The organism is Streptomyces parvus (assembly GCF_032121415.1).
Taxonomy (GTDB): Bacteria; Actinomycetota; Actinomycetes; order Streptomycetales; family Streptomycetaceae; genus Streptomyces; species Streptomyces globisporus_A.
Genome location: NZ_CP135079.1, coordinates 4388619 through 4410478, shown reverse-complemented (window position 1 = coordinate 4410478; position 21860 = coordinate 4388619). Strand labels below are relative to the sequence as shown.

The 21860-nt window shown below is 71.8% G+C and carries 22 protein-coding genes; 12 read left to right on the top strand and 10 right to left on the bottom strand.

The annotated features are described in order from the left end of the window. Nucleotides 1-78 precede the first annotated feature (78 nt). Nucleotides 79-1719, top strand: a complete 1641-nt coding sequence (locus tag RNL97_RS21035) for a phospho-sugar mutase (protein ID WP_030576116.1) — start codon at nt 79-81, stop codon at nt 1717-1719. A gap of 98 nt (nt 1720-1817) precedes the next feature. On the opposite strand, the gene RNL97_RS21030 is transcribed toward RNL97_RS21035, so the two are convergent. Further along, a complete protein-coding gene (locus RNL97_RS21030) occupies nt 1818-2456 on the bottom strand; it encodes a PH domain-containing protein (RefSeq protein WP_030576114.1) in 639 nt (212 codons plus the stop codon). A gap of 134 nt (nt 2457-2590) precedes the next feature. Between RNL97_RS21030 and deoC the strand changes: the two genes are divergently transcribed. The 3 genes from deoC to RNL97_RS21015 are packed head-to-tail and all read left to right on the top strand — an operon-like array spanning nt 2591 to nt 5890. Next, nucleotides 2591-3538, top strand: coding sequence for a deoxyribose-phosphate aldolase (gene deoC / locus RNL97_RS21025; protein WP_030576113.1), 948 nt, complete (start codon nt 2591-2593; stop codon nt 3536-3538). Between the two features lie 5 nt (nt 3539-3543). Next, the gene (locus RNL97_RS21020; RefSeq protein ID WP_030576112.1) at nt 3544-4980 is read left to right on the top strand and encodes an aldehyde dehydrogenase family protein; all 1437 of its coding nucleotides are present in this window, start codon (nt 3544-3546) and stop codon (nt 4978-4980) included. Next, nucleotides 4973-5890 carry an aldehyde dehydrogenase family protein gene (locus tag RNL97_RS21015; protein WP_030576111.1) on the top strand — a complete coding sequence of 306 codons (918 nt, stop codon included), beginning with the start codon at nt 4973-4975 and terminating at the stop codon, nt 5888-5890. The genes RNL97_RS21020 and RNL97_RS21015 overlap by 8 nt, the downstream gene beginning before the upstream one ends. A gap of 78 nt (nt 5891-5968) precedes the next feature. Here the strand turns inward: RNL97_RS21015 and RNL97_RS21010 are convergent, their stop codons facing one another. Beyond that, entirely contained in the window at nt 5969-6388 is a 420-nt protein-coding gene (locus RNL97_RS21010) for a hypothetical protein (RefSeq protein ID WP_030576109.1), read from the bottom strand. Between the two features lie 62 nt (nt 6389-6450). Between RNL97_RS21010 and RNL97_RS21005 the strand changes: the two genes are divergently transcribed. Next, entirely contained in the window at nt 6451-7161 is a 711-nt protein-coding gene (locus RNL97_RS21005) for a uridine kinase family protein (protein WP_030576106.1), read from the top strand. 21 nt (nt 7162-7182) lie between these two features. Here the strand turns inward: RNL97_RS21005 and RNL97_RS21000 are convergent, their stop codons facing one another. The 4 genes from RNL97_RS21000 to RNL97_RS20985 all read right to left on the bottom strand — a co-directional run bounded on the left by RNL97_RS21000 (nt 7183) and on the right by RNL97_RS20985 (nt 12122). Further along, nucleotides 7183-8247: a hypothetical protein gene (locus RNL97_RS21000; RefSeq protein ID WP_313751056.1), complete on the bottom strand. Its 1065-nt coding sequence runs from the start codon at nt 8245-8247 to the stop codon at nt 7183-7185. Between the two features lie 4 nt (nt 8248-8251). Then, nucleotides 8252-10516: a hypothetical protein gene (locus RNL97_RS20995; protein ID WP_313751055.1), complete on the bottom strand. Its 2265-nt coding sequence runs from the start codon at nt 10514-10516 to the stop codon at nt 8252-8254. Nucleotides 10517-10581: 65 nt separating this feature from the next. After that, nucleotides 10582-11052, bottom strand: a complete 471-nt coding sequence (locus RNL97_RS20990) for a hypothetical protein (RefSeq protein WP_398867003.1) — start codon at nt 11050-11052, stop codon at nt 10582-10584. A gap of 239 nt (nt 11053-11291) precedes the next feature. Continuing rightward, entirely contained in the window at nt 11292-12122 is an 831-nt protein-coding gene (locus RNL97_RS20985) for a SigE family RNA polymerase sigma factor (protein ID WP_078651926.1), read from the bottom strand. Between the two features lie 182 nt (nt 12123-12304). On the opposite strand from RNL97_RS20985, the gene afsQ1 reads away from it, so the two are divergent. From afsQ1 to RNL97_RS20960, 5 genes are all read left to right on the top strand, one after another. Further along, complete coding sequence (gene afsQ1, locus RNL97_RS20980) at nt 12305-12982, top strand: two-component system response regulator AfsQ1 (RefSeq protein ID WP_006127084.1); 678 nt, start codon at nt 12305-12307, stop codon at nt 12980-12982. Further along, nucleotides 12979-14508, top strand: coding sequence for a HAMP domain-containing sensor histidine kinase (locus RNL97_RS20975; RefSeq protein ID WP_313751054.1), 1530 nt, complete (start codon nt 12979-12981; stop codon nt 14506-14508). The genes afsQ1 and RNL97_RS20975 overlap by 4 nt, the downstream gene beginning before the upstream one ends. Then, complete coding sequence (locus RNL97_RS20970; protein ID WP_032764718.1) at nt 14505-15149, top strand: lipoprotein; 645 nt, start codon at nt 14505-14507, stop codon at nt 15147-15149. The genes RNL97_RS20975 and RNL97_RS20970 overlap by 4 nt, the downstream gene beginning before the upstream one ends. Nucleotides 15150-15270: 121 nt before the next feature. Then, the gene (locus RNL97_RS20965; protein WP_030576082.1) at nt 15271-15843 is read left to right on the top strand and encodes a VanZ family protein; all 573 of its coding nucleotides are present in this window, start codon (nt 15271-15273) and stop codon (nt 15841-15843) included. 94 nt (nt 15844-15937) lie between these two features. Further along, nucleotides 15938-16144, top strand: coding sequence for a PspC domain-containing protein (locus tag RNL97_RS20960; RefSeq protein ID WP_030576079.1), 207 nt, complete (start codon nt 15938-15940; stop codon nt 16142-16144). 126 nt (nt 16145-16270) lie between these two features. On the opposite strand, the gene RNL97_RS20955 is transcribed toward RNL97_RS20960, so the two are convergent. Both RNL97_RS20955 and RNL97_RS20950 read right to left on the bottom strand, forming a co-directional pair. Beyond that, nucleotides 16271-16570, bottom strand: a complete 300-nt coding sequence (locus RNL97_RS20955) for a hypothetical protein (protein WP_030576077.1) — start codon at nt 16568-16570, stop codon at nt 16271-16273. A gap of 135 nt (nt 16571-16705) precedes the next feature. Beyond that, nucleotides 16706-17860 carry an adenosine deaminase gene (locus tag RNL97_RS20950; RefSeq protein WP_030576074.1) on the bottom strand — a complete coding sequence of 385 codons (1155 nt, stop codon included), beginning with the start codon at nt 17858-17860 and terminating at the stop codon, nt 16706-16708. Nucleotides 17861-17963: 103 nt separating this feature from the next. On the opposite strand from RNL97_RS20950, the gene RNL97_RS20945 reads away from it, so the two are divergent. Continuing rightward, nucleotides 17964-18725, top strand: a complete 762-nt coding sequence (locus tag RNL97_RS20945; RefSeq protein ID WP_078651925.1) for an alpha/beta hydrolase family protein — start codon at nt 17964-17966, stop codon at nt 18723-18725. A 25-nt stretch (nt 18726-18750) separates the two neighbouring features. Here the strand turns inward: RNL97_RS20945 and RNL97_RS20940 are convergent, their stop codons facing one another. After that, complete coding sequence (locus RNL97_RS20940) at nt 18751-19500, bottom strand: hypothetical protein (RefSeq protein WP_030576065.1); 750 nt, start codon at nt 19498-19500, stop codon at nt 18751-18753. 27 nt (nt 19501-19527) lie between these two features. Next, the gene (locus RNL97_RS20935; protein WP_030576057.1) at nt 19528-20481 is read right to left on the bottom strand and encodes a LysR family transcriptional regulator; all 954 of its coding nucleotides are present in this window, start codon (nt 20479-20481) and stop codon (nt 19528-19530) included. Nucleotides 20482-20543: 62 nt separating this feature from the next. Between RNL97_RS20935 and RNL97_RS20930 the strand changes: the two genes are divergently transcribed. Next, nucleotides 20544-21851, top strand: a complete 1308-nt coding sequence (locus RNL97_RS20930; protein WP_030576054.1) for an MFS transporter — start codon at nt 20544-20546, stop codon at nt 21849-21851. Nucleotides 21852-21860 lie beyond the last annotated feature (9 nt).

The following is a 21860-nucleotide window of genomic DNA, read 5'->3' as shown; positions in this document are numbered from 1 at the left end:
CGGGGTCCGGGGCGGAGCCCCGGCATCCCACCCACCCGCACCGCCCCACCACCCGCACACCCCCGAAAGGCGGCCCCCGTGCAGCACGACCTCATCGCGCAGGCCAGAACCTGGCTGGCCGAGGACCCCGACCCCGAGACGCGCGGCGAGCTGGCCGCGCTGATCGAGGCCGGCGACGCCCAGGAGCTCGCCGCCCGCTTCGCGGGCACGCTCCAGTTCGGCACCGCCGGACTGCGCGGCGAACTCGGGGCCGGCCCCATGCGGATGAACCGGTCCGTGGTGATCCGGGCGGCGGCGGGCCTCGCCGCCTACCTGAAGGCCCGGGGGCAGGAGGGCGGGCTCGTCGTCATCGGCTACGACGCCCGCTACAAGTCGGCGGACTTCGCGCGCGACACCGCCGCCGTGATGACCGGCGCCGGACTCCGCGCCGCCGTGCTGCCCCGCCCGCTCCCCACCCCCGTCCTGGCGTACGCCATAAGGCATCTGGGCGCCGTCGCGGGCGTCGAGGTCACCGCCAGCCACAACCCGCCGCGCGACAACGGCTACAAGGTCTACCTCGGCGACGGCTCGCAGATCGTGCCCCCCGCCGACGGCGAGATCGCCGCCGCCATCGCCGCGGTCGGCCCGCTGGCGGGCGTCGTACGCCCCGAGGACGGCTGGGAGACGCTCGGCGAGGAGGTCCTGGGCGCGTACCTCGCCCGTACGGACGCGGTCCTGGCCGCCGGCAGCCCCCGCACCGCGCGCACGGTCTACACCGCGATGCACGGCGTCGGCACCTCCGTGCTGACCGCCGCGTTCGAGCGGGCCGGTTTCCCGGCCCCGGTGCTGGTGGCCGAACAGGCGGACCCCGACCCGGCGTTCCCCACCGTGGCCTTCCCCAACCCGGAAGAGCCCGGCGCGATGGATCTCGCGTTCGCCACCGCGCGCCGGGCGGCCCCGGACCTGATCATCGCCAACGACCCGGACGCGGACCGCTGCGCCGTCGCCGTGCCCGACACCTCCGTCGAGGGCGGCTGGCGGATGCTGCGCGGTGACGAGGTGGGCGCGCTGCTCGCCGCGCACCTGGTGGAGCGGGGCGCGAGCGGTGTGTTCGCGGAGTCGATCGTGTCGTCCTCGCTGCTCGGCCGGATCGCCGGGAAGGCGGGCCTCGGTTACGAGGAGACGCTGACGGGCTTCAAGTGGATCGCCCGGGTGGACGGCCTGCGGTACGGCTACGAGGAGGCGCTCGGCTACTGCGTCGACCCCGAGGGCGTCCGCGACAAGGACGGCATCACCGCCGCCCTTCTCGTCACCGAGCTGGCCTCCGTACTCAAGGAGCAGGGCCGGACGCTGCTGGACCTGCTGGACGATCTGGCGCTCGCCCACGGCCTGCACGCCACGGACCAGCTCTCGGTGCGGGTGGAGGACCTGTCGGTCATCGCGGACGCCATGGCCCGGCTTCGCGAGCAGCCCCCGACCGCCCTGGCCGGTCTCGCGGTCACCTCGGCCGAGGACCTGTCGCGGGGCACGGACAGGCTGCCGCCCACCGACGGGCTGCGCTACCGGCTGGAGGGGGCCCGGGTGATCGTCCGCCCGAGCGGCACCGAGCCGAAGCTGAAGTGCTACCTGGAGGTCGTCGTCCCGGTGGCGGACGCGGCCGGGCTGCCCGCCGCGCGGGCCCGGGGAACCGAACTGCTCGCCGGGATCAAGCGGGACCTGGCGACGGCCGCGGGTATCTGACGGGCCGGCGGGCTGAGCGCACCGCGACGCAGGAGGGCCGGTACCCCGGGTGGGGTACCGGCCCTCCTGCGTCGGCGGGCCGCCGCCGCAACCCCGCCTCAGCCCACGGCCCCCAGCACCACCAGCAGGACGGCCCCCGCGACGGCCGGGGCGATCACCTCGTACGCCCAGCGCACCGAGCCCCGGTCCGCACCCTCGCGGGGCGTGTCACCGGCCCGCTCGGCGATGTCCCGCAGATCGCGGACGGTCTGGTCGGCCGAGGCCGTACGCCCGGCGGCGTCGCGGACGTCGGCGCTGACCGACGTACGGCCGTAGGGGTCGTCGTGCGCCGCACGGGCCGCACTGCGCGCCGCGCGCTTGCGGGCGCGCAGGGAGACGGGGATCGCCCACAGCTGGTACTTCGTGCCGTCCTGGGCGAGCAGCTCGGAGGAGTACGAGGCCCGTACGTCGGCGACCTCGGTCCAGGGGAGCTGGATCGTCCGGAACGGGTTGCGGACCCGGATGCGCTCGTCGTTCGCGAAGACGGCGGGCCGCAGGGTGAACGCCACGACCAGCGGCACCACGAGGAGCAGCGCGGCCGCCGCGAGCCACGGCGTCCGCCCCTCGCCCCGGACCATGGCGTCCCCGCCCATCCAGGCGATCAGCAGGAGCAGCAGCGACCCGCAGACCAGCGCGGCCACGGAACGGTAGGCCCGGTCGGCGTGGGGCGGCTCTGCGGGAGGTGTGGGGCTCGTCATGGGGCCGATTCTGCCCGATGGGCGTCCGGCCCGGCGGAGCGCCCGCCCGCGCTCGCGCCCCCGGAGGGGAACGCACGGATCGCCCGGCCCCCTGTACAGGTCGCTACGCGCGTAGATATGCTCCTCTGGTGACCATGCCCACCACTGCTCCCGCATTCTCCGACGCGACGGCGTCCGACAGTGCGCTGCGCCGCTTCCTGTTCGGGCTGCCCGGCGTCGACGCCGTCGGCCTCGAAGCGCGCGCCGCCTCCCTCGGAACCCGTTCGATCAAGACGACGGCCAAGGCGTACGCCATCGATCTCGCCATCTCGATGATCGACCTGACGACGCTGGAAGGCGCGGACACCCCGGGCAAGGTCCGGGCTCTCGCCGCCAAGGCCGTCAACCCCGATCCGACCGACCGCACGACCCCGCGCACCGCGGCCGTCTGCGTCTACCCCGACATGGCGGCCACCGCCGCCGCCGCGCTGGCAGGTTCCGGTGTGAAGGTGGCCTCCGTTGCGACCGCCTTCCCGGCGGGCCGTGCCGCGCTGGACGTCAAGCTCGCGGACGTCCGCGACGCCGTGGCGGCCGGGGCCGACGAGATCGACATGGTGATCGACCGGGGGGCGTTCCTCTCCGGCCGGTTCCTGAAGGTGTACGAGGAGATCCTCGCCGTGAAGGCGGAGTGCGGCCCCGCCCGCCTCAAGGTGATCTTCGAGACCGGCGAGCTGTCCACGTACGACAACATCCGCCGGGCCTCCTGGATCGGGATGCTCGCGGGCGCGGACTTCATCAAGACCTCGACCGGCAAGGTGGCCACCAACGCCACCCCCGCCAACACCCTCCTCATGCTGGAGGCGGTCCGGGACTTCCGGGCGGCCACCGGCGTGCAGATCGGTGTGAAGCCGGCCGGCGGTATCCGCACCACCAAGGACGCGGTGAAGTTCCTGGTCCTGGTGAACGAGACCGCTGGCGAGGACTGGCTGGACCCGCACTGGTTCCGGTTCGGCGCGTCCAGCCTGCTCAACGACCTGCTGATGCAGCGCCAGAAGCTCAGCACCGGCCGTTACTCCGGCCCCGATTACGTGACGGTGGACTGATAGCCATGGCATCCGCATTCGAGTACGCACCGGCGCCGGAGTCCCGTTCCGTCGTCGACATCGCCCCGTCGTACGGGCTGTTCATCGACGGCGAGTTCACCGAGGCCGCCGACGGCAAGGTCTTCAAGACCGTCTCGCCGAGCAGCGAGGAGGTCCTCTCCGAGATCGCGCAGGCGGGCACGGCGGACGTGGACCGGGCCGTGAAGGCGGCACGCAAGGCGTTCGAGAAGTGGTCGGCGCTGCCCGGCTCCGAACGCGCCAAGTACCTGTTCCGGATCGCCCGGATCATCCAGGAGCGCAGCCGCGAGCTGGCCGTCCTCGAAACCCTCGACAACGGCAAGCCGATCAAGGAGACCCGCGACGCGGACCTCCCGCTGGTCGCCGCGCACTTCTTCTACTACGCGGGCTGGGCGGACAAGCTGGACCACGCGGGCTACGGGGCCGACCCCCGACCGCTGGGCGTGGCCGGCCAGGTCATCCCGTGGAACTTCCCGCTGCTGATGCTCGCGTGGAAGATCGCCCCGGCGCTCGCCACGGGCAACACGGTGGTGCTGAAGCCCGCCGAGACGACCCCGCTGAGCGCGCTGTTCTTCGCGGACATCTGCCGCCAGGCGGGGCTGCCCAAGGGCGTCGTCAACATCCTCACCGGCTACGGGGACGCGGGCGAGGCGCTCGTCACGCATCCGGACGTCGACAAGGTCGCCTTCACCGGTTCGACCGCCGTCGGCAAGGCCATCGCGCGCTCCGTCGCGGGCACGGACAAGAAGGTCACCCTGGAGCTGGGCGGCAAGGGCGCGAACATCGTGTTCGACGACGCCCCGATCGACCAGGCCGTCGAGGGCATCGTCACCGGGATCTTCTTCAACCAGGGGCAGGTCTGCTGCGCGGGCTCCCGGCTGCTGGTCCAGGAGTCGGTCCAGGACGAGGTGCTGGACGCCCTGAAGCGCCGGCTCTCCACGCTGCGCCTGGGCGACCCGCTGGACAAGAACACCGACATCGGCGCGATCAACTCCGCCGAGCAGCTCGCCCGGATCACCGCCCTGGTCGAGACCGGCGAGGCGGAGGGCGCGGAGCGCTGGAGCGCCCCCTGCGAACTGCCCTCCTCCGGTTACTGGTTCGCCCCGACGCTCTTCACGAACGTCACCCAGGCGCACACGGTCGCCCGGGACGAGATCTTCGGCCCGGTGCTCTCCGTGCTCTCGTTCCGCACCCCGGACGAGGCGGTCGCCAAGGCCAACAACAGTCAGTACGGCCTCTCGGCCGGCATCTGGACGGAGAAGGGCTCCCGCATCCTCGCGGTCGCCAACAAGCTCCGCGCGGGCGTCGTCTGGGCCAACACGTTCAACAAGTTCGACCCGACGTCGCCGTTCGGCGGCTACAAGGAGTCGGGCTTCGGCCGCGAGGGCGGCCGCCACGGCCTGGAGGCGTACCTCGATGTCTGATCAGAACCGTCTTGGCGTCTTCAAGACCTACAAGCTGTACGTCGGGGGCAAGTTCCCCCGCTCCGAGAGCGGCCGGGTGTACGAGGTGACGGACTCCAAGGGCCAGTGGCTCGCCAACGCGCCGAAGTCCTCCCGCAAGGACGCTCGCGATGCGGTCGTGGCCGCGCGCAAGGCGTTCGGCGGCTGGTCGGGCGCGACCGCGTACAACCGGGGCCAGGTCCTCTACCGCGTCGCGGAGATGCTGGAGGGCCGCAAGGAGCAGTTCGTCCGGGAGGTGGCCGCCTCCGAGGGGCTGTCGAAGTCCAAGGCGGCGGCCTCGGTGGACGCGGCGATCGACCGCTGGGTCTGGTACGCGGGCTGGACCGACAAGATCGGCCAGATCGCGGGTGGGGCCAACCCGGTCGCGGGCCCGTTCTTCAACCTCTCCACCCCCGAGCCGACGGGCGTCGTCGCGGTCCTCGCGCCGCAGGAGTCGTCGTTCCTCGGCCTGGTCTCGGTGATCGCCCCGGTGATCGCGACCGGCAACACGGCGGTCGTCATCGCCTCCGCCGACGCCCCGCTGCCCGCGCTGTCGCTGGGCGAGGTGCTGGCCACCTCGGACGTGCCCGGCGGTGTGGTCAACATCCTTTCGGGCGTCACGGCGGAGATCGCGGCCCCGCTCGCCGCCCACCAGGACGTCAACGCGATCGACCTGACCGGCGCGGACACCGCCCTGGCCAAGGAGCTGGAGATCGCGGCGGCGGACAACCTGAAGCGCGTCCTTCGCCCACAGCCCGTGGACGCCGACGGCGCGTCCGACTCCACGGACTGGTCGGCGTCCCCCGGCACGCACCGCCTGACGGCGTTCCTGGAGACCAAGACGGTCTGGCATCCGACGGGTGCGCTGGGAGCCGCGGGCTCCTCGTACTGAGCACGGACCGCCCGGCAGGTACCCGAACGGGGCCGCCCTCCCACCCCGGGGCGGCCCCGTTCGCCGTGTCCGCGTGTGTCAGCCGGTGACGAGCCCGGTCAGCGAACCCACCACGGGCAGGTCGCTCAGCGCGCCGCCACTGGTGATCGGGTCGGTGACGATCGCGGTCGTCACCGGCTTGAAGTCGGCGATCTGGGTGCCCACGGCGTTGTCCAGCGGGTCCACCCCGGTGCCCGCCAGCGGGTCCAGCTGGAGGTCGGTGATCGGGGCGACGCTGCTGGCCAGCGAGGTCCCGAGCGCGCTCGTCACGGCGGGCCCGGCTGTCTCGCCGACCGCCTGGAGGGCGGAGACCCCCTGCTCGGGCACCTCGGCCGCCGGTGGCAGCGAGACGGCCTGTGCGGAGCCCGCACCGGCCCCCAGCGCCGCCCCCAGCGCGGTGAAGGTCAGACCGGCGCGCAGCAGGACGCGACGTTCGGGCTTACGTGCATGAAGTGCCATGTTTTCCACCTGATCGAGCCTGGTTGGGTAATCGTCCGTACGCGCAGAGTAGTTGAGGTGTGATGCTGGATACCAACAGGAGGCCCGAGGGGTCCCCTGCGCGGGCCAATGCCGCACACTTCTGTTCTGTGAGTTCCCAACCGATCCCGACCCGCGTCGTGCTGCTCGCGGGCCCCTCCGGCTCCGGCAAGTCCGTCCTCGCCGCCCGCACCGGCCTTCCGGTGCTGCGCCTCGACGACTTCTACAAGGAGTACGACGACCCGACGCTGCCCCGGGTCCCCGGCTCCACGGACATCGACTGGGACTCCGCCGGGTCCTGGGACGCGGACGCGGCGGTGGCCGCCATCGCCGGGCTGTGCCGGACCGGTCGTACGGACGTTCCTGTGTACGACATCGCCACCAGCTCGCGTACGGGCCACGAGACCTTCCACATCGAGCGGTCACCGCTGTTCGTGGCGGAGGGCATCTTCGCGGCGGACATCGTGGAGCGGTGCCAGGAGCTGGGCCTGCTCGCGGACGCGCTCTGCCTGCGCGGCCGCCCGTCCACGACGTTCCGCCGCCGGCTGGTACGGGACCTGCGCGAGGGCCGCAAGTCGGTGCCGTTCCTGCTGCGGCGCGGCTGGCGGCTGATGCGGGCCGAGCGGCGCATCGTGGCCCGGCAGACGGCGCTGGGGGCGTATCCGTGCGGCAAGGAGGAGGCGCTGGGGCGGTTCGCCGCGGCGGCGGCGGGGCGGTGCCGACGGGCGAGCGTGGGGGCGCCGGTCCCGGAGTAGGGACGGGCGCCCCGCTCGCGCTCAGCCGGTGGGGGCCGCGCAGCCGAAGGTCTTGGCGGCAGCCTCCATGAAGGGCTCGACGTAGGCGTCCCTGGACGGCAGGTCCGGGTGACGCTTGCCCGCCTCCAGGTACTGCTGCCCCGAAGCCACCGCCAGGTAGAGGGGGCCGCCCTCCGCGCAGGGCAGGATGATTCCAGCGCCCCTGTCGACGTTCTCCGCTTCCCGGCCGTCCGGCGCCGTGCCCTTGGCCGTGCCCGGGAACTTCCGCATGGCGGCGATGAGCAGCGGGTCCCGGGAGGCCGTGTACTTCATGAAGCCGTCCGCACGGACGGGGCCGCGCGTCTCGTCGTCCAGGGTCAGCTTGCAGGTCCACAGGCCGGCGGGGGCCTTCTGCCCCTCGTCGAGGACCTTCGCGCCTGTCGGCACCTGGCCTCGCACGGTCAGGCCGTCCAGGCCGCACACCTGTCCTTCGGTGACCGGGCGGGCGGCATCGGAGCGAGGAGACACGAGCGTTCCGGGCTGCTCGGGAAGGTCACCGCACCCGGTCCTGGCCGCGACGGTCCGTACGGTGTCGGTGGCGAGGGCGGCGAAGGCGGTACGGTCGGCAGCCGGTTCGGTGAGGCTGAACTCGGCGACCACCGGCCGGTCGGTCCAGCACTTCTCGGGAAGCATGGCCCACGCCTTGTACGCGTCGACCCCGCCGGTGACCTTGCCCGTGAAGAACGAGGCGCCCGTCGGATAGGGCTCCCCCTCGAACGTCAGGGGATCGTAGCCCCGTACCCCCCAGAGCCGAACGGTCAGCCCGCTCCCGCCGGAACCGAGGACGACGGAGGACTTCTCGACCCTGCACCTCGTATCCGTCAGGTCGCCGTCGTCCAGACCGTCCCCTTCGGCGTCCAGACGCCCGGACCCCGGCAGAACCGCGTCCGCCTTCTCCGTCGAAACCAGCCCCCCGCAGAGCTGGTCCTCCGTCAGCACGTTGGTGTTGCGCCAGGCGTGCAGCAGCCCCGCGAACGCCACGACCAGCACGGCGACGGCCCCCCAGACCCTCCACGACGGCCTCGTACGGCTCTCTGCTGTACTCACGTGCTCACTTCCTGGTTCGCAGGGCCGAATACGCTTCTTCACGGCCGGTGATGTAACTCTGCTTCGCCTCGCCCTTGGCGTTCTCAGCGGCGTCGGTACCCTTGGCCTCGCGGGTGTCGGCCCAGGAGTCGATGAGGTTGTTCGTCCCGGCTATGCCTCCCGCCGTCTCCTTGCTGACGCCCTCGCGCGCGATGTTCTCCTGTTCGGTGATGACGTCCTTGGACCACTCATACGTGGCGGCGTCCACGGCACGTTGGGCGATGTCGCCGACCTGGGGAATCATGTTGGCCGCGGCCCCGAATCCGTGGTACGCGTAACGGGCCTGGTCGTTGATCTTCCCGACCTCGGCATCCCTGACATCGAGCACCATGTCCGTGCCGATGGCGTTCATGCCGCCGAAGGCCTCACCCACGTGCCGTGCCTTGACATCCCAGTTGGTCACGTTCTCCGACAGGCTGCTCTGGGGCACCTGCCGACCTGTCTCCAGGTACTCCGCGGAGTAGCGGCGCTGGCCCTCGTACAGAGCGTCGTAGACACGTACGGGCTCGCCGTCGGCGTTCTCTCCGATCACCCCGTCGGACACCCCGCGCATCACCCGCAGCAGGCTCTCCTTGCTGTTCGTGATGGAGGCGCTGTCGCCCGATCCGGTGGGGCGGTCCTGACCCACCGGACTGTCCGGCGCATAACCGCCCAGGATGGCGTGGGTGTCCGCCGTGTAGTCGTTCAGCGCACGGCCGAGAGGGACCTTGAGGTTCTCGGGAACAGTGTCGCCCTGGGCCCCGTTGTCCAGCGTCGCAATGACGGCCTGCATGACCCGCGCCTGGCTCTCACTGTGCGGGCCGGGCTTGCCCAGAGGCGTGCCGGGCTCCTGCCCCGTCGTCCCGGCCTCCAGAGCGAGCCCCAGGCCATGGCGGCTGAGCGGGTCGTCGGTGGTGATCACCCTCGGTCCGGCCACGACGTGCTCCTGGGGCCACTCTCGCGCCCTGTCCCCGTTGCCTATCAGGTAGTCGAGGTGCGCCTGTCCCCTGCCCACGTCAGGGTTGAAGAAGGCGGTCGACGCGTCGGGGTTTCTGCTCATCACACCGAGCAGGCTGTCGAGGGCGTCGGCCCGGCCCTCGCGGTGGTTGCCGCCCCACTGCTGGAAGATCGCGGAGTTCTTCTGCTCCGCGGCGATCATGTCGTCGCCGAGCCGGTTGAGGAACTGGTCGTCGAACGGCACGTCGGCATGCGTCATCATCTCGACGAACGGGCGGTAGCCGTAGAGCGGGTTGGTCTTCGAGTCGAGGTTCTTGGCCCCGGACTCCGTAAGACCGTCCGTGAACTTCTTGTAGAACGCGCCGTCGCCGCTGTTGATCCAGGCCTGGTACTTCGCCGAACCGGGCCCGGCGTCCGCCATCGGACCCGGCACCTGAGTGGCCGTCGCCACCGTGTTGGCCAGGCCGCCCATAAGCCTCGTGGACTGGGCCCCGGAGGCTCCGCCCTCCTGCTGCCGATCCGACAGGACATCGCTCAACCTGATGGTGTCCTCGGGGCCCAGCTTCGTCAGCAGGGACTGACTGAACGCCTTGTCACCGGCGTTGTCCCGCATCGAGCGCTCGAACTCGGCGAGGTCCGCGGCAGAGACCTTCTTGCCATCGATCAGGCGCTCGGCGATCTCCTCGGTGTTCCGCGCCTCGTACTCCTCGATGTCGCCGACGGGCTTCCCGTTGAAGCCGTTCGTCGTGCCGTCGGTGACGTCCGAGTCCTGCACGACCGCCTTCAGGGCGATCTCCACACCGGTGTCCGCGTCCGATGTCGCCGCGACCAGCCGGTCGATCTCCTGCTGCCAGGAGGTCACCGCTTCGCGCACCGACTTCTGGTAGTCCGGGTCGTGGTGATAGGCGGACCGGGCGCCCTCGCTCAGGGCCTCCGTGTCAAAGGTGACCCGGCCGGCCTCCGAGACCTTCATGCCGGCTTTCACGGCGCCGCTCCTCGCCGTCTGCAGCTTGCCCTTGAACTCGGTGAACTGCGTGTGCGCGTCGCGGAGCAGCGAGGCGACCGCCTTCGCTTCGGCCTGGGCCGCCTTGTACTCGTTGAGGGTGATGCCGAACGACGCGTTGGCGGCACTCGCGCTCAGCCCGACCCAGGTCTGCCCCAGGGTGATGCCGTGGACGCCCTTCTCGTACTGCTTCTCGCGCTTGTTGAACTCTCCCGCCATCTCCGTCCACTTGTCCGCGGCCTTGGTCAGGCAGGACAGATCCGTGGTCATGATCTCGTGATAGCTGGGCATGCTCTTACCCCCGTTGTCAGCTGTGCCTGTGAGCGCGTCGATCCGGCTTGCCCCGCCCGCAGCGGTCAGTAGCCGTTGAAGGGCGAGGGCGGGAGTGAGGGCCCCAACAGCTGCTGGGTCTGGAGCTCGGTACCACGGAAGATCGTGTTGGCATCGCGCAGGGAACTCTTCTCCCTGCCGAGTCGGTTCATCAGGTTCCGGACCTGCTTGGCCCACGCCGTGTGCGCGTCCTTCAGCGCACGCGAGGTGACCCAGCCCTCGCCGTCCTGCGCTCCGAGCGCCGTCACCGCGGCCGCGTTCTCCTCACTCGCCCAGTCGCCCGACTTCTTGGTGTCCGGTTCGAGATGCTGCTCTATGGCGTTGGCCGCCGCGCGCTTCTGCGCCGGACTGGAGACCAGCCCAGGGGCCTGCCCGGGGGCGAACGGTCCGTAGACGGGGGGCGGGGAAGGATCGGCCGGGCCCTCGTTGAGCCGCATCGATACCGGTGGGGTACCGGTTGCGGCCGTCGCTGTCGGGTCGCCTGCCTGACTGCTCATCCGTCCCCCTGGGATCCTTCGTACCACCCACGCCTGACGTGGCCCGCTCACCCTAACAAGGGCGGTCTTCGGCTTCCGGGGCATGCCAGTGGGGCCGTACGGGACCCCCCGGCCCGTACGACCCCACTGTGTTCCCCCCGTTTTCCCCCGGGTCCCCTCGGTCCCCGTTTTACTGCTCCCCCGTGCTCCCCCGTACTTCCCCCGTGCCCCCCGCCTCCCCCGAAGCGGAGGGCCCTGCCTCAGGCCACCAGCTCGCCGAAGGACTCCTGCTCGTCACGTCCGAAGCTGAGGACCTCGTCCTCGCGCAGCCGGCGCAGGGAGCGCCAGATGCTCGACTTCACCGTGCCGACACTGATGTCGAGGATGGACGCGATCTCCGGGTCGGTGCGGCCCTCGTAGTACCGCAGGACCAGCATCGTGCGCTGGAGTTCGGGCAGCCGCGCGAGCGCCTGCCACAGCACCGCCCGCAGCTCCGTGCCGCGCATCGCGTCCGTGTCGCCCACCGTCTCCGGCAGCTCCTCGGTCGGGTATTCGTTGAGCTTGCGCCTGCGCCAGGCGCTGATGTGCAGGTTGGTCATGGTGCGGCGCAGATAGCCGCCGACGGCCGCCTTGTCGCTGATCCGGTCCCAGGCCCGGTACGTCGAGAAGAGGGCGCTCTGCAGCAGGTCCTCGGCCTCGAACCGGTCGCCGGTCAGGTGGTAGGCGGTCGCGTACAGGGAGGCCCGTCGCTCCTGGACGTAGGCCGTGAACGCCGCTTCGGCGTCCGCGTCCTGCGTCCGCGTGGTGCGATCCCCCGTGGCCTTCCCGTACGCGCTTCCCCCGTTGCCCCCCACATCCCCCGTGGGTGCGTCCACCACCGTCATGTACGTCGAACGCGGCTGCTCCGCGGTCGGCTGCGACGGCAGGTGCTGACGCCCGGTGCTCCGAACACACCCCCGTACGCCCCCAAGCTCTCGGCTTCGGTCGAGTAGGGAGGTACCCCCGGTCGCACCGGACTTCTCGCTGCTCCGGCCGATGTCGTGGAGGCGCGTGACAACTGCGCTTGAGCTGGTGCTGTGCAGTGCGTTCATCTCGCGCCCCCTATCGGTGGAGTCCGTTCGTTCCTTGCTGACCAAGAGCTTGCCGGGGCAGTTTCATGGCGCTGTCCCCCGACTGTCACAGGCCTGTCACAGGGGCGGTTGGGGCCGTGCCCGGACAATCGGAGGGGACCGCAGGTCGAACTGAAGCGCCACCATGGGCCAGAATGACGCTCGTGCCTTTCCTGTTGCTGATCGAGGACGACGACGCCATCCGCACGGCCCTCGAACTCTCGCTGTCACGCCAGGGCCACCGTGTGGCCACCGCGGCGACGGGAGAGGACGGCCTGGAGCTGCTGCGCGAGCAGCGGCCGGACCTGGTCGTGCTGGATGTGATGCTGCCCGGGATCGACGGTTTCGAGGTGTGCCGGCGGATCCGCCGCACCGACCAGCTGCCGATCATTCTGCTGACCGCGCGCAGCGACGACATCGACGTCGTCGTGGGACTGGAGTCCGGCGCGGACGACTATGTGGTGAAACCCGTCCAGGGCCGGGTGCTGGACGCCCGGATCCGGGCGGTGCTGCGCCGCGGGGAGCGCGAGTCGACCGACTCGGCGACCTTCGGCAACGTGGTGATCGACCGCTCCGCCATGACCGTCACCAAGGACGGGGAGGATCTGCAGCTCACGCCGACCGAGCTGCGGCTCCTGCTGGAGCTGAGCCGCCGGCCCGGACAGGCCCTGTCCCGGCAGCAGTTGCTGCGGCTGGTGTGGGAGCACGACTACCTGGGCGACTCCCGTCTGGTGGACGCCTGTGTGCAGCGGCTGCGCGCGAAGGTGGAGGACGTGCCGTCCTCGCCGACCCTGATCCGTACGGTGCGGGGCGTGGGTTACCGGCTGGACTCGCCTCAGTGACCGAGACCGCCAAGCGGTCCCTGCGTGCGGGGCTGCGCTGGACCAGTCTGCGCATGCGGCTCGTCGTGGTGTTCGCGCTGGTGGCGCTGGTGGCAGCGGTGTCCGCCTCGGGGATCGCGTACTGGCTCAACCGCGAGGCCGTGCTGACCCGTACGCAGGACACCGCGCTCGGCGACTTCCGGCGGCAGATGCAGGAGACGGCGGCGGCGCTGCCGGCGCGGCCCACCAAGGACGATCTCCAGCGGGCGGCCGGGGAGATGGCGTCCAGCAGCCCGGGCTACAGCGTGCTGCTGGAGGCCGAGCGGGAGCGCGGCAAGCCGATCGTGGGCTACTCCGACCTGGACACCTTCACCCGCGCCCACGTACCGGAGTCGTTGCAGGAGCAGGTGGCCCGCAAGCAGCCGCTGACGTCGAGCAACGACCACGAGTACCACCTGTTCTGGCAGCGTACGAGCATCGCGGGCACGCCGTATCTCGTGGCCGGTACGCGGATCATCGGCGGCGGCCCGACCGGCTACATGCTCAAGTCCCTCGACCAGGAGCGGCAGGACCTCAACTCGCTGGCCTGGTCGCTGGGGATCGCCACCGCCCTCGCGCTGGTCGGCTCGGCGCTGCTCGCACAGGCCGCCGCGACGACCGTGCTGCGCCCGGTGCAGCGGCTCGGCGACGCGGCCCGCAAGCTGGGCGAGGGCAAGCTCGACACCCGGCTCGTGGTCTCCGGCACGGACGAACTGGCCGATCTCTCCCGCACGTTCAACAGGACGGCGAGCTCGCTGGAGAAGAAGGTCGCGGACATGAGCGCGCGGGAGGAGGCGAGCCGCCGGTTCGTCGCCGACATGTCGCACGAGCTGCGCACGCCGCTGACCGCGATCACCGCGGTGGCCGAGGTCCTGGAGGACGAGGCGGACACCCTCGACCCGATGATCGCGCCCGCCGTGCATCTGGTGGTCAGCGAGACCCGGCGGCTGAACGACCTGGTGGAGAACCTGATGGAGGTGACCCGCTTCGACGCGGGCACGGCCCGGCTCGTCCTGGACGACGTCGACGTGGCCGACCAGGTGACCGCGTGCATCGACGCGCGGGCCTGGCTGGACGCGGTGCACCTGGACGCGGAGCGCGGCATGATGGCCCGGCTCGATCCGCGCCGGCTGGACGTGATCCTGGCCAATCTGATCGGCAACGCCCTCAAGCACGGCGGTTCGCCGGTGGGCGTACGGGTGCGGACCGAGGGCGAGGAGCTGGTCATCGAGGTACGGGACCACGGCCCGGGCATCCCCGAGGACGTGCTGCCGCACGTCTTCGACCGGTTCTACAAGGCGAGCGCCTCCCGCCCGAGGTCGGAGGGCAGCGGGCTCGGCCTCTCCATCGCCATGGAGAACGCGCACATCCACGGCGGTGACATCACGGCGGCGAACTCCCCCGACGGCGGTGCCGTGTTCACGCTGCGGCTGCCGCGCGACGCCGACAAGATCGTACGGAGCGACGAACCGGGCGCGGGCGCCCCGGGCGAGGACGGGGCGACGTGAAGCGCGGCGATGTCACGTACCGGAGGCGGAACCCGATGCGGCCGCGCGGCCGGTCGGCCGGCTTCCTGGCAGGCCTGCTGGCGGTCGCGGCGCTGGTCTCCGGATGCGGGATCCGGACGACCTCGGTCCCGGTGGACGCGGGGGCCGCGCCCTCCCGGGTACCGTGCCGGCTCTCCGCGTCGGACGTCGCCACCCGGTCGCCGGACAGTGTGAGCGCCGAGGTGTATCTGGTGTGCGCCTCGCAGCTGGTCACCGTGGACCGTCCGATGCCGGCGGCCGCAATCGGCGCCGAGCCGGTGGAGGCGGCCCGCGCGCTGCTGAAGGAGGTCCAGCAGGCGCCGTCGGCGGGCGAGCGGCGAGCCGGGTTCACCACCGCGGTTCCGGCGGGGCTGCGGGTGGATCCGCCCCGGAGCGGCGATCCGGCGGGCACCCTGCGGCTGAGCAGCCAGCCGGAGGACCTGTCGGCGGAGGCGCTGGCGCAGCTGGTGTGCACGTACGCGGAGAGCGAGTCGCTGGTCCGGGACGGTTCGGTGGTGCTGGGCGGGCCCGGGGACTACCCGCCGCGCGGCTATCTGTGCACCTCGCAGACGAAGTCCCGGCCGGGTGACCTGGCCACGCCGGACGCGCTCCGGCTGGACTGACGCCGGGCCCGCACGCCGGGCCCGCAGGCCGGGCCCCGGAAGAGCGGGAGGCCGGGCCGGGCCGGCCGTACGCAGCCGGCCTCGACCGTACGGAACCGATCCTGCCGGTCGTGGCGTCTTGGTGGGCGTGCGTCACAGTTCGGACGGCCAGACCGTCATCCACTTCCGCGCGGCGGGCGTCACTCTCCTGATCGCACACCTCCTGTTCGTCGGGTGGCTGACGCTGCGCCCGCTGGACGTCCCCTGGATCACGGCGGCGAATTTCGAGCCGCTCGCCGGGATCAGGGCGGACCTCGCGCTGGGACCGGCCGAGGCGGCCCGCCGGATCGGCGGGGCGCTGCTGCTCCTGGCCCCGCTCGGGGCGCTGCTGCCGATGGCCGGGGGCCGGATCTTCGTCTCCCCCTGGGTCTCGCTGCTGCGTACGGTCGCCGCCGGGGCGCTGATCTCACTGGCCATCGAGCTGGGGCAGACCGGGGTGCCGGGGCAGGTCGTCGACATCGACTCACTGCTGCTGAACACCACCGGGGTGGCCCTGGCCCATCTGCTGGTCGTGCCGGGCTGCCGGGCGCGGCTGCGCCGCCGGGGCCTGCCGGGGGTGCGGGACCTGCCCCACCACCGCCACGAGACCCGACTCAGGGACGAGGCCCCTCAGGGATCGACCCCGACGATTACCGGGGTCGGCGTCGCCCCGTAGAGCGATGCTTTGTCCCCCTTCGCGGCGGCACCATGGATACATCAGGGAGCAGAGAAAGCTGCTCCTCCCGCTACGGTTCGCGAAGGAGCCCACCATGGCCGCACTTGTCCGCCCCCGCGAAGGCCGCATGATCGGCGGAGTGTGCGCGGGCCTCGCCCGGCGCTTCGGTACGTCGGCGAGCACGATGCGCGTGATCTTCGTCGTGTCCTGCCTGCTGCCCGGCCCGCAGTTCCTGCTCTACCTGGCGCTGTGGGCGCTGCTGCCCTCGGAGAAGTCCGCCTCCTCCGCGACGGCCTGGTGACGCGCCGGACCACGGGGACCGAGAAGATTGACGAGAACGCGCCGTGGGGCGCACACCCTGGACCTGGGTGTGCGCCCCACCGGCATGTGCGGGTGCGCGCCGGATCTCCGGGCGCGCGGGTGCGGATCAGCCGCCGAGCGGGATCCCGTTGGCGGTGAGGCCCTGGGTGGGCAGTCCGCCGAGCAGGCCGGTGACCGGGGCGGCCGCGTCGGTGGCCTGGCCGCCGAGGACCTTGTCGACGGTGTCCTGGACCGGCGCGTTCTGGACCGACTGCGCGACGGTGTCCAGCGCCATCGTCGAGACGGGGAGCGCCCCGGCCGCGGCGTCCAGCGGAAGCGCGGGAGCGGCGGAGGCGCTGCCGGCGGCGGCAGCGGCGAAAGCGGCGCCGAGAGCGGCGACACCGAGAGTCTTGGCAGACTTCTTCATGGAGAATTCATCCTTGGGGAAGGGGATGTGAGCGGCTCTGCAAACTAGCCAGCCCGTCGCCCGATCCGCAAACATCCCGACACGCGGAAAAAGGGCCGGGGAACTGCTTACCGACCCTTTCACCCGATGCGGCCCTCAGGTTCCGGAGACTACAGAACTGCTGGTCACAGCGGTCTGACGGAAAAGCCACTCCGACTTCAGCTCGGCATATCCGGGCTTGATGACCTCACTGATCATCGCGAGACGTTCGTCGAAAGGAATGAAAGCTGATTTCATCGCATTGACGGTGAACCACTGCATGTCGTCGAGCGTGTATCCGAAGGTCTCGGTCAGCTGTTCGAATTCCTGGCTCATGCTGGTCCCGCTCATCAACCGGTTGTCCGTGTTCACCGTGACGCGGAAGTGCAGCTTGCGCAGCAGCCCGATCGGGTGCTCGGCGTACGAGTCGGCGGCACCGGTCTGGAGGTTGGAGGTCGGGCACATCTCCAGCGGGATGCGCTTGTCCCGTACGTAGGAGGCGAGGCGGCCGAGGGAGACCGAACCGTCCTCGGCGACCTCGATGTCGTCGATGATCCGCACCCCGTGGCCGAGCCGGTCGGCGCCGCACCACTGAAGGGCCTGCCAGATCGACGGCAGGCCGAAGGCCTCGCCCGCGTGGATCGTGAAGTGGTTGTTCTCGCGCTTGAGGTACTCGAACGCGTCGAGGTGACGGGTGGGCGGGAAGCCGGCCTCGGCGCCCGCGATGTCGAAGCCGACGACGCCCTGGTCGCGGTAGCTGTTGGCCAGTTCGGCGATCTCCAGGGCGCGGGCGGCGTGCCGCATCGCGGTGAGGAGGGCGCCGACGCGGATGCGGTGGCCGTTGGCGCGGGCGATGCGCTCGCCCTCGCGGAAGCCCGCGTTGACGGCCTCGACGACCTCTTCGAGGGTCAGGCCGCCCTCCAGGTGCTGCTCGGGGGCGTAGCGGATCTCGGCGTAGACGACGCCGTCCTCGGCGAGGTCCTCGGCGCACTCGGCGGCCACCCGGAACAGCGCGTCACGGGTCTGCATGACGGCGCAGGTGTGGGCGAAGGTCTCCAGATACCGCGGCAGCGAGCCGGAGTCGGCGGCCTCGAGGAACCAGATGCCGAGCTTGTCGGGCTCGGTCTCGGGGAGGGAGTCGTAACCCTGCGCGCGGGCCAGCTCGACGATGGTGCCCGGCCGCAGGCCGCCGTCGAGGTGGTCGTGGAGCAGCACCTTGGGGGCGCGCCGGATCTGGTCGGAATCAGGGACGTTCGGGGTCTGGCTCGTCATCTTCGCACTCTAGCGCCTACGCGCGTAGAGCGCCGGTTGTCGATGCGCAACAGTGACCGGAAAGTCGGGTGGAGTACACCTGCTCTTCTGAGACTGTTCTGTCATGGGACAGCGCGCACTCCCCCTGCCCGCAGCCAGGCTGGGACGGGCCGTTCGGACGGCCGGAGCAACCGACGAGGTCAGCGGCGTGGTTCTGCTGCTCCCGGACGGCGAGGCCGACTCGCGCCGCCGTCCCTCCCCCCTGTCGTACGCGGTACAGCTGCCGTTCGCCCGCGCCCTGGCCCGGGCCGGGGAGGGCGACGGGCTCGCGGTGCACGTGCTGCGCTACCGCTGGCGGGGCTGGAACGAGGACGACGCGCATCCCGCCGAGGACGCCGCGTGGGCGGCCGACGAGGTCCAGCGGCTCTACGGCGACGTTCCGGTCTGCCTGGTCGGCCACGGGATGGGCGGACGGGCGTCGTTGCGGGCCGCCGGGCACGCTGCGGTCACCTCCGTCCTGGCGATGGCGCCGTGGCTGCCGGAGCGGACGGCGGCCGAACCGGAGCCGGTGAAGCAGTTGATGGGGCGGCGGGTGCTGATCGTGCACGGCACCAACGACGAGCGCACCGACCCGGAGCTGTCCTACCGGCTGGCCGAGCGGGCGAAGAAGGCCAACCGGGACACCTGCCGCTTCGAAGTCCACTCCGACGGACACGCGTTGCGCCAGCACCGGTCCGAAGTGGTGGCGCTGGCCGTCGACTTCGTCCGCGGCTCGCTCTTCGCCCGGTCCTACGCCCGCCCGGTCGCGGACGCGCTCGCCGCACCGCCGCCGCTGGGGCTGCGAATGCCGCTGGCCGCCGGGTTCGGGCGGTCGCTGCGGCACTGAGGCGGGCGCCGCGCCTGGGCCGGTGTCAGGCCGTCCGCCGCCGCGCGAGGCCCCGCAGCAGCAGTGCCGTGGCCGTCCGTACGGCCGCGCATCCGGCGGCGGCGACCAGGAGGACGAGCCAGAGGGCGTCCGTGGCGGTGGCGGCGGTGACGGCGATGCCGGATGCCAGCAGGGTCGCCGCCGTCACCACGAGGACCTGCGCCGTGGGGGTGTCCGTGGCGCGGACGGCGCGGCGGCGGTGCAGCCACCCCGCGCCCCGCAGGAAGACGCTGCCGACGATCAACAGGGCGAGCCCCACCGCGAGCCGGACGGCCGGCTCGCGGTCCGGCGCACCGGTGGTGTCCTGGCGCAGTTCACCGCTGCCCAGCTGCCACACCAGGTCGCGCCAGGCGAAGGCGGTGACCCGGTCGCCGGGCGCGAGTTCCCTCCACACCGGACCGTCGCCCCGCATCCGTATGCGGAACGACGGTTCCTCGGGGCCGAGATCGACCGTGACCCAGTAGGTGACGGCCTTGTTGTTCCGGCCGGTCTCCTTGGAGACGACGGTGCCGGGCCACTCGGAGAGGCAGTCCCCGTTCTCGGGCGCGGAGACCTCGGAGCACGGCCGCGCGGCCCGGAAGTCGCGGGCTTCGGAGAGCGCCCCGGGCAGCAGCGCGAACAGGACGGCGGCGACGAGCACCAGCACCGAGCCGACGACGGACGTGAAGATGACGCCCTTCAGGCTCGGGAGCCCGGACGGCTGCGGATGCGGCCGGGGAGAGGCGGGACGGTTCACCGCGCCATTCTCGCTCGCCTGTTCCCCTCAGTCCGGCAGCAGGTTGCCCCGCCGCGAGAGCAGGAAGCGTTTGAAGGCGGCGACCGGCGGGGTGTCGGGGTGCCCGTCCAGCCACGCGACGCCGATCTCGCGGGCCGCGCGGGGGGCCGTCACCGTCAGCTCCACGACCCCGGGGCGGGCGACGGCGGGCGGCGGCAGCAGCGCCACCCCGAGCCCGGCGGCGACCAGCCCGCGCAGGGTCTCCGCCTCCTCGCCCTCGAAGGCGACGCGCGGGGTGAAGCCCGCCTGGGCGCAGAGGTCGTCGGTGATCCGGCGCAGCCCGTAACCCGGCTCCAGCGTCACGAACGTCTCGTCGGCGGCCTCCGCGAGGCGGATCCGGCGGCGGGAGGCGAGGCGGTGGTCTTCGGGGACCACCAGGCGCAGCCGCTGTTCGTCGAGGCGGCGTGTGACGAGGTCGGGGGCGTCGGGCACGGGTGAGGTCAGGCAGAGGTCGAGGCCGCCCGCGCGGAGTCGTTCGATCATCGCCTCGCCGTAGTTCTGCACGAGTTGGAAGCGGACCCTGGGGTGGTCGACCCGGAAGGCGCGGATCAGGGCCGGCACGGTCTCGGAGCCCATCGTGTGCAGGAATCCGAAGGAGACCCGGCCCGCTGTCGGGTCGGCGTCCGCCCGGACCGAGTCGGCCGCCTTCTCCACCTCGGCCAGCGCGCGTTCGGCCGAGCCGAGGAAGGTGCGGCCCGCCGGGGTGAGGGAGACGGTGCGGCCCTTGCGGGCGAACAGGGCGACGCCCAGGTCCGCTTCGAGCCGGACCATGGCCCGCGAGAGCGTGGACTGCGGGACGCCCAGCTCGTGTGCGGCGCGGGTCACATGCTCGTGCCGGGCGACCGCCTCGAAGTACGCCAGGCGGGGCGCGAGCACGGCCCGGATGTCTTCTTCGTAACTGCTTGGTGACAGCCGAGGCCCTGAGCTGCGTTCATGCACCATGGGATTGATTATGGCAGTTTCGTGCATTGGACGCATGAAACCTGCGGGTCTACTTTCGACGTATGCCTCCCGCCGATACCGGGGCATCCACCGTCGTGGTGGGTGCCTCTGCCCCGTCGTCCCCCGTCACCACCACCGCCGCGCCGGCCTCCACCCGTGAGCGCCTGGAGCCCGGCCGCCCCGGCTACCGCCGGATGAGCTTCGCCCTCTTCGCCGCCGGTGTCGCGGCGTTCGCCCTCCTCTACTCCACCCAGGCCCTGCTGCCCGCCGTCTCCGCGTCGTTCGACGCCACCGCCGGACAGGCGAGCTGGACCGTCTCGGCGGCGACCGGGGCGCTGGCCCTGTTCGTGCTGCCGCTGAGCGCTCTCTCGGAGCGGTTCGGGCGGCGGCAGATGATGACCGCGTCGCTGGCGATCGCGGTGCTGGTCGGGCTGCTGGTGCCGTTCGCCCCGTCGATGGGCGCCCTGATCGCCCTGCGCGCCGTCCAGGGTGCGGCGCTGGCCGGGCTTCCGGCCTCCGCGATGGCGTATCTCGCGGAGGAGGTGCGGCCCAAGGCGCTGATCGCCGCGATCGGGCTGTTCGTGGCGGGCAACAGCATCGGCGGGATGAGCGGCCGCATCCTCACCGGCTGGGTGACCCAGGCCTGGGGCTGGCGTGCCGCGCTCGCGGCGGTCGGGCTGCTCGCGCTGGTGTGCGCCGTCGCCTTCCACTTCCTCATCCCCGAGGCGAAGAACTTCCGCCCCGGTTCGCTGAACCCGAAGGCCCTGGCGAAGACCGTCGCCACCCACCTGGGCAACCCGCTACTGGTCCGGCTGTACGCGATCGGCGCCCTGTTCATGACGGTGTTCGGCGCGGTGTACACGGTGATCGGCTACCGGCTGGTCGAGGAGCCGTTCAGCCTGCCGCAGGGCGTCATCGGCTCGATCTTCCTCGTCTACCTGGTCGGTACGGTCTCCTCGGCCGCCGCCGGACGTCTGGTGGCCCGTCTCGGACGCCGCGGCGCGCTCTACCTGGCAGTCTCCACGACCGCCGCCGGGCTGCTGCTGTCGCTCGCGGACCAGCTGGCCGCCGTGCTGCTGGGCCTGGTGCTGATCACGGCCGGCTTCTTCGCCGGGCACGCGGTCGCCTCGTCCTCGGTGAGCCGGACCGCGACGGAGGGCCGGGCGCAGGCGTCGGCGCTCTACCAGTCGGCGTACTACCTGGGCTCCAGCGCGGGCGGCACGCTGGGCGCGGTCGCCTTCCACGCCGGGGGCTGGACGGCGACGGTGGCGCTGGGCGTGCTGGCGGTCCTCGGCGTCGTCTCGATCACCCTGTACGGGACCCGGGTGGCGCGGGCGGAGCGGCGGGCGCTGGTTCCGGCGACCCGCTGAGCACATGAG